Genomic DNA, 11,886 nt, shown 5'->3' on the forward strand with positions numbered 1-11,886 from the left:
CATTAAGCCATCCGTTCCGGCCCTGAGGCCCAGTTATTCGTCGCGGTCCCCGTTTTACAGGCCCATGGCGTGCCGGGCAAAGCTGCGGCGCAGCGGGGTGATGCGGTTGACAGTCGCAAGCCCCACGTCGCGCGCCAGCCGCAGGACCGGGTTGTCATTGCCAAACAGGCGTTCCAGCGCATCGGTCGCCACCAGCATGAGCATGTTGGCGGGCCGGCAGCGGGCCTGATACCTGCGCAGCACATCCGCCGCACCAACGTCCCCGCCACCGGCATGCACGCCACGCAGGATGTCGGTCATGGCAATGACGTCACGGAAACCAAGGTTCAGCCCCTGCCCCGCAATGGGGTGAATGCCGTGCGCCGCGTCCCCCACCAGGGCAAGGCGCGTATCAATATAACGCTGCGCGTACTGCGCCGAAAGCGGATAGACCCACCGCCGCCCCACCGGGTTGACCGCACCCAGCCAGTCATCGCCCATGCGGCGGCGGATTTCATGCGCGAAGGCGTCATGCGACAGTTCGGCCAGACGGTGGGCCACCTTCTCGCTTTCGGTCCAGACCAGGGCGGACAGGTTGGGGTGTTCGGCCGTTCCCGCCATGGGCAGCTGCGCGAAAGGACCGGCGGGCAGGAAATGCTCCAGCGCGCGGCCTTCATGCGGGCGTTCATGGGCCACGGCGCAGACGATGCCGCACTGATTGTAAGGCAGGCGCGTGACGGTAATGCGCGCCTGATCACGCAGCGGGCTGCGTCGCCCTTCAGCCGCGACAACCAGCCGCGCATGGATAACGCGCCCGCTGGTGGTGCGGATGACTGCGCCATCGGGGTTCCGGGTCACCACGCCTTCATCGGGGGCAAAAACATGCAGGCCAGGCGTCGCGTGCAGCGACGCATTCAGCGCCACGCGCAGGGCACGCGCCTCGATCATGGCACCGAAGGGCTGGTCGGCGTCTTCACGCCCGAATTCAAGGAACAGGCGCGACGGCGGACGCCCCGGCCTGCCGTCAGTCACGCGGATTTCGCGGATATCACACGAATCCATGGGCAGGCGCTGCCACACGCCCGCATCTTCCAGCAGGCGGCGCGAGCCTGCGGCAATGGCATAGGCGCGCCCGTCAAAGGCCGGGTGCTCCATGGGCGGCAGGGCCGCGCGGTCAATGATCGCGACCTTCATGCCATCTGTGGCAAGGCGGCAGGCCAGCGTTGCACCCACCGGTCCCGCCCCCACGATGCAGACATCGACCTCAAGGGGTCCGGACGTGGTGGTGGAGGACATGTTCGCGGTCATTTCGTTTCCTGTTCTGGCCCTGCGGGCAGGTGCGGCAAGCCCGTCGGATTTACTCCCCCCCACGGGGGAGGCACAAGCGCGCTTACCATATCGGATGTGCGAAGGCGGATGACATGTATCACCCGATCAGGGTATAGACGGGATGTTACTTTATCTTTCACACACGGTCAGCCCGGCCGGACAGCAGAATGGAGACGCGGTGAGATGAAGCTTGTCACAGCCATCATCAAGCCTTTCAAGCTCGACGATGTGCGTGAAGCCCTGACCCCGCTGGGGATTCAGGGGCTGACCGTATCGGAAGTCAAGGGTTTTGGCCGCCAGAAAGGCCAGACCGAAATCTATCGCGGGGCGGAATACCACGTCAGTTTTCTGCCCAAGATCAAGATCGAGGTCGCCGTGACCGACGACCTGGTGGAACAGGCGGTGGAAACCATTCTGGAAGCCGCCCATACCGGCAAGATCGGCGATGGCAAGATCTTCATCTCCCCGCTTGAGAGCGTCATCCGCATCCGCACGCGGGAGACGGGCGACAGCGCGCTGTAACCCGCATATTTTCACAACCGTCATTTCAGGACCGACCAACCCCATGACCACATCCTTCCGCTTCGGGATCGCAACTGCTTCTGTACTCGCGCTCGCGCTGTCCACAGGTGCCGCGCATGCACGCGAAACCTCCAAGTCGTGCCACCAGAAATTTACCACCGCCCGCACCGCAGGCACGCTGAACGGCCAGAGTTACAAGGATTTCAAGACCGCCCAGTGCGGTGACGTGGCCGCCCCCGAAACCAAGGCCGCAGAACCCGCAGCCCCTGCCGCCGCCAGCCCCGTTGCCGCACCGGCCGCACCAGCCGCGCCAAAGGCGTCCGCCCCGGCTGCGGCCCCCGTGTCCACCAACGCCACGCTGCCCGATGCCGTTTCCCCCAAATACAGCAAGGAAGCCGCCGGCAAGGCCCGCCTGCACACCTGCCTTGACCAGTACAACGCCAACAAGGCCACCAACGCCAATGGTGGCCTGCGCTGGATCCAGCGTGGCGGCGGGTACTACAGCGTGTGCAACGCCCGGCTGAAGGGCTGATCCTCCTCCGCTCATCCCAACGCCAGCAGGGCCCGGCATTCCATGCCGGGCCTGATTTTCCCGGAACTGCCGGAACAGCCTGCCCGAACGGCCTCCTGCCATCATGCAGGGATGTTCCCGGTGAAGCGTTTACGGAAAGCTTCAGGCAACGCCGTCCTTATGAAAAACGGGGGGTCCGGACACCTCTGGCGTTGCCGGAGATTCCCTTATCTGGTCGGCTGCCGTGGCGCGGGACGGACAAATGCCTGGTTCGTGGCATAGGATATCCACACCCGGTGGGACGCGAACCAGTCCGACCCCAGCAGCATTTCCAGATGTTCGCGCAGGGGGGCCACGGTCAGCGTAACATTGCGCTCCAGCTCATGACCGACCTGCAGGTTGTCGAAACGGTGCCAGTGATAGATGTCCTTGTGCCCGTCCACGCCTGCGGTCACGCCGCCAGGATCGCGGTCCAACTGTGACTGGCTGACACCCGCGCGGTGCGCCACCTCCGGCGAGACAATGCGCGAGCGCGCGCCACTGTCGAGCAGCGCCGTGACCGGCCTGCCATCCAGCTTCACTTCCAGCAGGAAACGGTTGTCCTGCCTGCGCAGCGGCAGGGTCTCATATGGCCCGTCCCATGCCGGTGGCGGGGCACAGGCCATGGAGCCATGCTGGATGTTCCACAATGTCAGCGTGCCACCGGGCACATCCATGTCCAGATCGAACCGCGACAGGATATCCCCCCCCAGCAGCCCGGCAACGGGGGGGTGGATCATCGGCTGCCCCGGCAGTTCACCCACCGGCACCGAACGCGCGCCGAAATCGACCCCACCCACCCGCAGGTCGGGCACAAGGGCGTTGGGTGTCGCCTGCGCAATCCCGCCAGTGCCATGGACGACGGTTTCGTGGTCGGGATCAAGCCGCAGACGCAGGTAGCCCACCATGTCCGGCGTCAGCAGCCCGCCATCCGATCCGGTATCCACCAGCGCGCTCAGGTCATGCCCGGCAATGCTGATGACAATGGACAGGTACCCCCCGTCATCACGCAGCGGCACCTGCGCCACGCGTTCATGGTTGCACAGCCTCAGCTCCGTGCCCTGTGCCGCCATGGCGGGCACGCCCGCCAGCCAGCAGGCCGTAACGGCGGCAGCACCACATGCCGCAAGCCATGCGCGGACCCCGGCCATCAGGCCAGTCGCCCGGCCATGGTGTCCGTGGCCTCCAGCAGGGCGGACAGGATACCCGGTTCGGTCATGGCATGGGCCGCCGTGTCGATAATGTGCAGCTTCGCCTCGGGCCAGGCGCGATGCAGGTCCCAGGCCGTGCGCATGGGGGTCGTGACATCATAACGCCCCTGCACGATGACGGCGGGAATATGCCGTATCCGGTCCACGTCACGGATCAGCTGGCCTTCGTCCAGCCACCCGGCATTGACGAAATAATGATTTTCTATACGCGAAAACGCCAGCGCGTAACGCGGGTCAGCATGCTGTATGACAGTATCGGACGCAGGCAGCAGGGTGATGGTGCGCCCTTCCCAGACACTCCATGCAATGGCGGCCTTCATCTGCACGTCCGCATCCTGACTGGTCAGCTGGCGGTGATAGGCGGCCATCAGGTCACCGCGTTCGGCGGGGGGAATGGGGGCGACAAACTGTTCCCACAGATCGGGAAACAGCCATGACGCGCCATCCTGATAATACCATAGCAGTTCCGCCCGGCGCAGGGTGAAGATACCGCGCAGCACCAGCGCACTGACGCGGTCGGGATGCGCCTGTGCATAGGCCAGCGCCAGCGTTGACCCCCATGACCCGCCAAACACCATCCATGCATCCGCGCCCGTCATGACGCGCAGCCGCTCAATATCCGCGACAAGGTGCCATGTCGTGTTGTTGACCAGTGCCGCATGCGGGGTCGAGCGCCCGCAGCCACGCTGGTCAAACAGCAGGATGCGGTACCGCGCGGGGTCGAACATCTGGCGCTGGAAGGCCGAACAGCCGCCGCCGGGACCACCATGCAGGAAGACAACGGGAATACCGTCGGGATTGCCACACAGTTCCCAATAAATGCGATGTCCTTCGCCCGTATCAAGCCAGCCGTGGTCGTAGGGGGCAATCGGGGGATAGGGGAACCGCTGGGACATGGGCAATCCTGTTCATCGTGCAGTATCGGTGGCATGGGGGTGGGCACGTGTCCACACATCCATAAGCCGGGCTTCATCCGCCAGCGTATAACGCTGCGTGGTCGACAGGCTGGCATGACCCAGCAGGTCCTGTATCACACGCAGGTCCGCGCCGCCTTCCATCAGGTGGGTGGCAAAGGAATGGCGCAGCGCATGCGGCGTTGCATGTTCGGGCAGGCCCGCCATGTGCCGCCATGTCCGCATCGCGCGCTGGGCAATGCCCGCCTGCAGGCGGCCACCACGCACCCCCACGAATAACGGCGCATCGGGCTGTGGCAGCGGGTGTGCGCCGCGCCAGCGCGACAGGGCCTGCATGACCTGTGGCAGCACCGGCACCATGCGTTCCTTCCCCCCCTTGCCGCGTATGCGCAGCACGCCATCACCTTTTGTGCCATCACCAAGGATACGTGCCAGATCAAGGTCGCGCACATCCAGCGCCAGAGCTTCGGAAATGCGCAGGCCACACCCATACAGCAGCATGAACAGCGCCCCGTCGCGCACCCGCGCCATGGGGGTATGGGCAATGTCCGACACCCCTTCGGGCACTTCCAGCGCCTGCGTCTTTGGCAGCGGGCGCGGCAGAGGGCGGCGCGTACGCGGCGTGGCCAGCAGCCCCGGCGCCGGATTGTCGACGCCATGATAGCGTGCAAGATAGCGATAGAAGGACCGCAGCGCCGACACCCGGCGCGCGCGCGTTCGCGCAGCGCGGTCCTGCGTAGTGGGACGCCGTCCACCCAGTGCTGCAGCATGTTCATGGGCCAGCCATGCCCGCAGGTCGGTCAGCGACAGGCCCGCCAGCGCCCCCATGTCCGGCTCCGCCCCCAGATGCATGGTCAGGAACGCAAGGAACCGGTCCAGATCCCCCCGATAGGCCGTAAGCGTCAGGGCGGACGCCCTGCGTTCGGTCTCCATCCAGTGCAGGAAGGCGTCACGCGCCCCGGTTGCCATCATGTCGCGCACCCTTTCATCGTGCTGTCGCGTGCCTTAATGACGATGTGTGCGCCATGCGCCCATGATGGACAAGACACGGGCGACGGGCGACGGTAGAAAAACACATGCCGCATCGCAATCCTTCACAACCGGACCTGCTGCCCGCCCCTGCCGATGGCCGCGTGCGGGTCATGCTGACCCTGCCCTTTGCCGGGCCGCTGGACTACCTGCTGCCACCGCGCCTGGCGGATGCCCGCCCGGGTGACATCGTGACCGTGCCACTGGGCCGTCGCACCGAAACGGGGGTGATATGGGACGCGGTCTCCTGTCTGCCCCCCGAATTCACCCCCTCCCCCCAGAAGGAGGTGGCGACATCGCGCCTCAAGCCCGTGGCGGCCCGCCTGGACCTGCCGCCACTGCCCGCGCAACTGCGGCAGTTCGTGGACTGGGTGGCGGCCTATACCCTTTCCCCTCCGGGCATGGTGCTGGCCATGGCGTTGCGGGCCAATGCGCTGGCGCCGCTGCCACGTCCCGCAACCGGGTGGGTCGCGGCCCCGACGCTGCCTGCGGACCTGCGCATGACACCCGCGCGCCAGAAAGTGCTGGATGCCGCCGCCGAAGGAACGCCCCTGACCACAACGGAACTGGCCCGCCGCGCGGGTGCAGGTGCTGCCATGATCCGGGGGCTGGCGCAGGCGGGTGCGCTGCGGGCGGTTGAAATCGCCCCGCCGCCACCTTTCGCCCGTCCCGATCCCGCGCATTGTCCCCCCGTTCTGGAAGGTGACCAGGCGGAGGTCGCAACCGAACTGCGTGCCCGCGTGGCGGAAGACAGCTTTTCCATCACCCTGCTGGAAGGCGTGACCGGGTCGGGCAAGACCGAGATTTACATGGAGGCCATCGCCGCATGTATCGCAGCGGGACGGCAGGCGCTGGTGCTGCTGCCGGAAATCGCACTGTCGGCCCAATGGACGGGGCGGTTTTCCCGCCGCTTTGGCACGGAACCCGCCCTGTGGCATTCCGACCTCGGGTCACGCCTGCGCCGGGTGACATGGCGGGCAGTGGCCGATGGCACGGCGCGGGTCGTGGTGGGCGCGCGCTCGGCGCTGTTCCTGCCGTTTGACCAGCTTGGCCTGATTATTGTCGATGAGGAGCACGAAACCGCCTTCAAGCAGGAAGACGGCGTCACCTACCACGCCCGCGACATGGCGGTGGTCCGCGCGCGCATGAGCCGTGCGCCCGTGGTGCTGGTTTCCGCAACGCCCAGCCTTGAAAGCCTGGCCAATGTTGGCGCGGGCCGGTACCGGCACCTGAAACTGGGCGCACGCCACGGCAACGCCAGCATGCCAGACGTGGAAACGCTGGACATGCGCGCGGACCCGCCCGAACGCGGGCTGTTCCTGTCGCCGGTGCTGACCGGGGCGATCAACGACGCGATCGGGCGCGGCGAACAGGCGATGCTGTTCCTCAACCGGCGCGGATACGCGCCGCTGACACTGTGCCGCACCTGTGGCCACCGCATGCAGTGCCCCAACTGTACCGCGTGGCTGGTGGAACACCGTGCGCGCCATATCCTGACCTGCCACCATTGCGGATATGACGAACCCATTCCGCAGACCTGCCCCAAATGCGCCGATGCCGACAGCCTGACCCCCATCGGGCCGGGCGTGGAGCGGATAACGGAAGAAGCCCGCGCCACCTTCCCTGATGCGCGGATACTGGTCATGGCCAGCGATACGCTGAACGGTCCCGCCGCCACCGCCGCCGCGGTCGAGCGCATAGCACGGCGCGAAATCGACCTTGTGATCGGCACGCAGATCGTGGCCAAGGGCTGGCATTTCCCGCATCTGACGCTGGTGGGAATCGTGGATGCCGACCTGGGACTGGGCGGTGGCGACCTGCGTGCGTCCGAACGCACGGTTCAGCTTCTGCATCAGGTCGCAGGACGTGCGGGCCGTGCCGAGGCGCCGGGCCGCGTGCTGCTGCAAAGCTACGTGCCCGACCACCCGGTCATGCAGGCGCTGGTATCAGGCGATTTCGCCAGCTTCATGGAACAGGAAGCCGAACAGCGCCGCCCGGGTTTCTGGCCCCCCTTTGGCAGGCTGGCGGCCCTGATCGTCAGCGCCGAAACACCCGACGCGGCGGACCTGACCGCGCGCGCGCTGGGCCAGAACGCCCCACGGCTTGATGGCGTGCAGGTGCTTGGCCCCGCGCCCGCGCCACTGGCCGTCCTGCGCGGGCGGCACCGCATTCGCCTGCTGCTGCGCGCGCGACGCAACATTGCGGTGCAGCCGATCGTGCGCGAATGGTTGTCGCGCGTGAAACCCGAACGCGGGGCGCGGATCGACGTGGATATCGATCCGGTCTCGTTCCTTTAATTGCTTGATGAAAAAGTTTTTGGGTGCCACCTTTTTTCAAAAAGGCGGTGTTCCTCGAAGCTTTTTTGAGGAAAGCCTCACCAAAAACGTCCTATGATTTACTGCGCATCGGTGGCGTGCGTCATGCCGCGCTGCATGGCCACTTCCACCGGGCGACCGGCCAGTGACAGCGCCACGGCCTCGGCAATGCGGATACCGTCAATCCCCGCCGACAGGATGCCACCGGCATAGCCTGCCCCCTCACCCGCGGGGAACAGGCCACGCACGTTCACGCCCTGCCCATCCATCCCGCGCGGAATGCGCAGGGGGGAGGATGTGCGCGTCTCCACCCCCGTCATGACGGCGTCCCGCATGGAAAAGCCCGCTATCTTGCGTTCAAATGCAGGCAGGGCTTCGCGCATGGCGGTCACCGCAAATTCAGGCAGGCAGCGCGCGAGATCGGTGGGCGTGACACCGGGTTTATAGGACGGCACGACATCGCCCAGCGTGGTGGATGGCCTGCCATCCAGAAAATCCCCCACCGTCTGGGCCGGGGCGAAATAGGCGCCGCCCCCGGCCTCGAACGCGCGGCGTTCCCATTCGCGCTGGAAGGCGATACCCGCCAGCGGGCCACCGGGATAATCGCGTTCCGGCGTCACCCCCACCACAATGCCTGCATTGGCGTTGCGTTCGGCGCGGGAATACTGGCTCATGCCATTGGTCACCACCTGCCCCTCCTCCGACGTGGCCGCGACAACGGTACCGCCGGGGCACATGCAGAAGGAATAGACCGCGCGTCCGTTGGCAGCGTGGTGCACCAGCTTGTAATCCGCGGCCCCCAGCAGCGGCACGGTATCGGGCTGCCCGTAACGGGCGGTATTGATGATGGATTGCGGGTGTTCGATCCGCACGCCAATCGAAAACGGCTTGGCCACCATCTCCACCCCGGCGGCATGCAGGGAGCCAAACGTATCACGCGCGCTGTGTCCGATGGCCAGCACGACGTGGCGTGCCGCAATTTCATCCCCGTCCGCCAGCCGCAGGGCGGCGATGCGCCGGCCGCCCGCACCATCATCGTGCACCACGAAATCGGTCACATGCGCGCCAAAACGGTATTCGCCCCCAAGCGCCTCGATCTCCGCACGGATATGCTCGACCATCGAGACAAGGCGGAAGGTACCGATATGGGGACGGGACAGGTAGAGGATTTCCTCCGGCGCGCCAGCGCACACGAATTCCGCCAGCACCTTGCGCCCGTAGTGACGCGGGTCACTGACCTGGCTGTACAGCTTGCCATCCGAAAAGGTGCCTGCCCCCCCTTCGCCAAACTGCACGTTGCTTTCGGGGTTCAGGATGGATTTGCGCCACAGGGCGAAGGTATCGACCGTGCGTTCGCGCACCACCTTGCCACGTTCCAGCACCAGCGGGCGCAGTCCCATCTGTGCCAGCACCAGTGCCGCCATCAGCCCGCATGGCCCGGCGCCAATCACCACCGGGCGCACGAAATCCGCACGTCGCGCCATGGCGGGACCGTCATCAACCACGAAATGATAGGACGTATCCGGCGCTGCCATGATGTCGCGCGCACCGTCATGCGCAGCCAGAACGCGCGCTTCGTCCCGCACGGCGCAGTCCACCGTATAGACCAGAACGATACGGTGGCGGCGACGCGCGTCATGCCCCCGGCGGAATATGCGTATATCTGTGACGTCAGCAACCGGCACGCCCAGCCGGTCGGCCACCGCGTTCGTCAGGGCGGTGGCATCATGGTCGATTGGCAGGCGCAGTTCGGTCAGTCGGATCATCGGGTCGCGTTTCCATGGCAATGGGGCCGTGGCGATGCCATATCACGGTGGTCTCACGCACAAAATGCGCTAAGTGCTGGTGACGTGCCGTAACCTTCTGCTAGGAAGGCGGCATATTTTCAGTTCCCCCGGATGAATGGATGCGGCCCCATGGATGAGTGCCAGCATAATCATGGCGATCATGACCGCCATGAGCATAATCATGATCATGGTCTTGATGACCACGATCATGGTCTTGATGACCACGGCCACGACCATGACAGCCATGATCACGCGGACCATGACTGCGGGCATGACCATGGGGGGCTGTTTGGCCACCACCATGTCCACACGCCCGCATCATATGGCCGGGCCTTCGCCATCGGGATCGTCCTGAACCTTGTCTACGTCATCGGGGAAGCGGCATGGGGCGTACGCAGCCATGCGCTGTCGCTGCTGGCGGATGCGGGGCACAACCTGTCGGACGTGCTGGCGCTGGGGGCCGCGTGGCTAGCGGAAATCCTGTCGCGGCGTTCACCCAGCCGCGATTTCACGTACGGGCTGCGCCGTTCTTCCATACTGGCCGCGCTGGGCAATGCCGTTGCCCTGCTGGTCGTGACCGGCGGGATCATGTGGGAAGCCGTGCTGCGGCTGATCCACCCGCACCCGGTGGCCGGCGTTGCCGTAATGGTGGTGGCGGGCATCGGCATTGCGGTCAACGGGGTGACGGCCATGCTGTTCGCCAGCGGGGGCAAGACGGACCTGAACCTGCATGGCGCGTTCCTGCACATGGCGTCGGATGCGCTCATGTCGCTGGCGGTAGTGGCCGGTGGTGGCCTGATCCTGATGACGGGATGGCTGCGAATCGACCCGGTCATCTGCCTTGTGGTGTCGCTGTCCATCATCGTGGCGACGTGGTCACTGCTGCGGGATTCGCTGGACATGGCGCTTGACCGCGTGCCCCGTGGCATCAACGCAGCACAGGTGGATGCCTTCCTGCGCACGCTGCCCGGCGTGTGCGACCTGCATGACCTGCACATATGGCCGATCAGCACCACCGAAACGGCGCTGACGGTCCACCTGGTGCGCAGCGCCAGTGAAAACGGGCATGCCCCCGATGGACTGCTGAACCGCGCGGCCCATGAACTGCGTGAACGCTTTGGCATCGTCCACCCCACCTTCCAGATCGAAACGCTGAGCGATGCCGATCACTGCGTCCTTGCCGACGCCCGTACAGTCTAGGTTCCAGAGTTCCCTGCCCGATATGTTTTCCAATACCAACACCAAGATACGCGCGGCATGGTGCAGCGTCGTGGTCAGCATCATCGCGCTGGGCATGAAATACGCGGCATGGCGGGTTACGGGCAGCATCGCGCTGTATTCCGACGCGATCGAGACGATCATAAACGTGGTTTCCGCCGTGGCGGGCCTGTGGGCGCTGCGGGTGGCCAGCCTGCCGCCCGACCACAACCATACCTATGGCCATTACAAGGCCGAATACCTGTCCGCCGTAGCGGAGGGGGTACTGGTGGTCATCACCGCCCTTACCATCGCGCATGAGGCATGGGTTGGCTTCATGCACATGCACCCGCCCGAGGATTCGCTGCTGGGCATTTCGCTCAATGGGGGGGCGGGGCTGCTCAACCTCGGCTGGGGGCTGTTTCTCATGCGCATGGGGCGGGCGCACCATTCCCCCGCCCTTGTGGCCAGCGGGCACCATGTGCTGTCCGATGTCTGGACATCGGCGGTGCTTATCTGCGGCTTCGTCCTGATCCCGCTGACGGGATGGCTGTGGCTGGACCCGCTGCTGGCGGCCATGATCGCGGTGAACGTACTGCGCACGGGGTGGGACATGATGCGCACCTCCATTGCCGGGCTTATGGACGAAGCACCGGATTCCCGGACACTGGGGGAAATCCGCTCCATCATTTCCCATACCGCCACCGGCGCGATCGAGGCGCATGACATCCGCGCGCGTATCGTGGGCGCCATGACATTCATCGAATTCCACCTTGTCGTGCCCGGCGCCATGAGCGTAGAGGATGCCCACCATATCTGCGACCGGATCGAGGACGGGCTGCGCGCGGGTGTGGGGGATGCGCTGATCCACATCCACGTCGAACCTGAACGCAAGGCCAAGCATACGGGCGTGCTGGTACTGCCATAGGATCCTCCGGCCGTTCGCCAGATGGTCGGCTGACCTGCGATAAATGCTGCCCTGGCCCCGCAACCGGACTGTCCCGGCCCGGTTTTACATGTCAGTGCCGTTGCTGAAAGTACATTGCCGGTAAT

General features: G+C 65.4%; 10 protein-coding genes. 5 read left to right on the forward strand and 5 right to left on the reverse strand.

Going from position 1 to position 11,886, the window contains the following annotated elements; translation table 11 throughout:
- Window positions 1-54: 54 nt before the first annotated feature.
- On the reverse strand, window positions 55-1,287 hold the full coding sequence (locus HNO79_RS01635; RefSeq protein WP_214164269.1) for a UbiH/UbiF/VisC/COQ6 family ubiquinone biosynthesis hydroxylase: 1,233 nt from the start codon (window positions 1,285-1,287) through the stop codon (window positions 55-57).
- Window positions 1,288-1,491: 204 nt separating this feature from the next.
- Here HNO79_RS01635 and HNO79_RS01640 point away from each other — a divergent pair, with 204 nt between their 5' ends.
- Together HNO79_RS01640 and HNO79_RS01645 are read left to right on the forward strand one after the other, a co-directional pair.
- Window positions 1,492-1,830 carry a P-II family nitrogen regulator gene (locus tag HNO79_RS01640; RefSeq protein WP_010515060.1) on the forward strand — a complete coding sequence of 113 codons (339 nt, stop codon included), beginning with the start codon at window positions 1,492-1,494 and terminating at the stop codon, window positions 1,828-1,830.
- A 43-nt stretch (window positions 1,831-1,873) separates the two neighbouring features.
- Window positions 1,874-2,362 carry a hypothetical protein gene (locus tag HNO79_RS01645; RefSeq protein ID WP_214164268.1) on the forward strand — a complete coding sequence of 163 codons (489 nt, stop codon included), beginning with the start codon at window positions 1,874-1,876 and terminating at the stop codon, window positions 2,360-2,362.
- 206 nt (window positions 2,363-2,568) lie between these two features.
- Here the strand turns inward: HNO79_RS01645 and HNO79_RS01650 are convergent, their stop codons facing one another.
- From HNO79_RS01650 to HNO79_RS01660, 3 genes are read right to left on the reverse strand one after another with little or no spacing between them, the layout of a single operon-like run.
- Complete coding sequence (locus tag HNO79_RS01650; protein ID WP_110507003.1) at window positions 2,569-3,531, reverse strand: retroviral-like aspartic protease family protein; 963 nt, start codon at window positions 3,529-3,531, stop codon at window positions 2,569-2,571.
- Window positions 3,531-4,487 carry a prolyl aminopeptidase gene (gene pip / locus HNO79_RS01655; protein ID WP_048855622.1) on the reverse strand — a complete coding sequence of 319 codons (957 nt, stop codon included), beginning with the start codon at window positions 4,485-4,487 and terminating at the stop codon, window positions 3,531-3,533. Before pip ends, HNO79_RS01650 begins: the two co-directional genes overlap by 1 nt.
- A 12-nt stretch (window positions 4,488-4,499) precedes the next feature.
- Entirely contained in the window at window positions 4,500-5,477 is a 978-nt protein-coding gene (locus tag HNO79_RS01660; RefSeq protein ID WP_214164267.1) for a tyrosine recombinase XerC, read from the reverse strand.
- 104 nt (window positions 5,478-5,581) lie between these two features.
- On the opposite strand from HNO79_RS01660, the gene HNO79_RS01665 reads away from it, so the two are divergent.
- A complete protein-coding gene (locus HNO79_RS01665) occupies window positions 5,582-7,831 on the forward strand; it encodes a primosomal protein N' (RefSeq protein WP_214164266.1) in 2,250 nt (749 codons plus the stop codon).
- A 98-nt stretch (window positions 7,832-7,929) separates the two neighbouring features.
- Here HNO79_RS01665 and HNO79_RS01670 read toward each other — a convergent pair whose 3' ends face one another.
- On the reverse strand, window positions 7,930-9,615 hold the full coding sequence (locus HNO79_RS01670) for an NAD(P)/FAD-dependent oxidoreductase (RefSeq protein ID WP_214164265.1): 1,686 nt from the start codon (window positions 9,613-9,615) through the stop codon (window positions 7,930-7,932).
- A gap of 150 nt (window positions 9,616-9,765) precedes the next feature.
- Between HNO79_RS01670 and HNO79_RS01675 the strand changes: the two genes are divergently transcribed.
- The gene (locus HNO79_RS01675; protein ID WP_214164264.1) at window positions 9,766-10,836 is read left to right on the forward strand and encodes a cation diffusion facilitator family transporter; all 1,071 of its coding nucleotides are present in this window, start codon (window positions 9,766-9,768) and stop codon (window positions 10,834-10,836) included.
- A 22-nt stretch (window positions 10,837-10,858) separates the two neighbouring features.
- A complete protein-coding gene (locus HNO79_RS01680; RefSeq protein WP_010515068.1) occupies window positions 10,859-11,761 on the forward strand; it encodes a cation diffusion facilitator family transporter in 903 nt (300 codons plus the stop codon).
- The last annotated feature ends 125 nt before the right edge of the window (window positions 11,762-11,886 follow it).

Source organism: Komagataeibacter oboediens, assembly GCF_018491655.1.
Classification (GTDB): domain Bacteria; phylum Pseudomonadota; class Alphaproteobacteria; order Acetobacterales; family Acetobacteraceae; genus Komagataeibacter; species Komagataeibacter oboediens.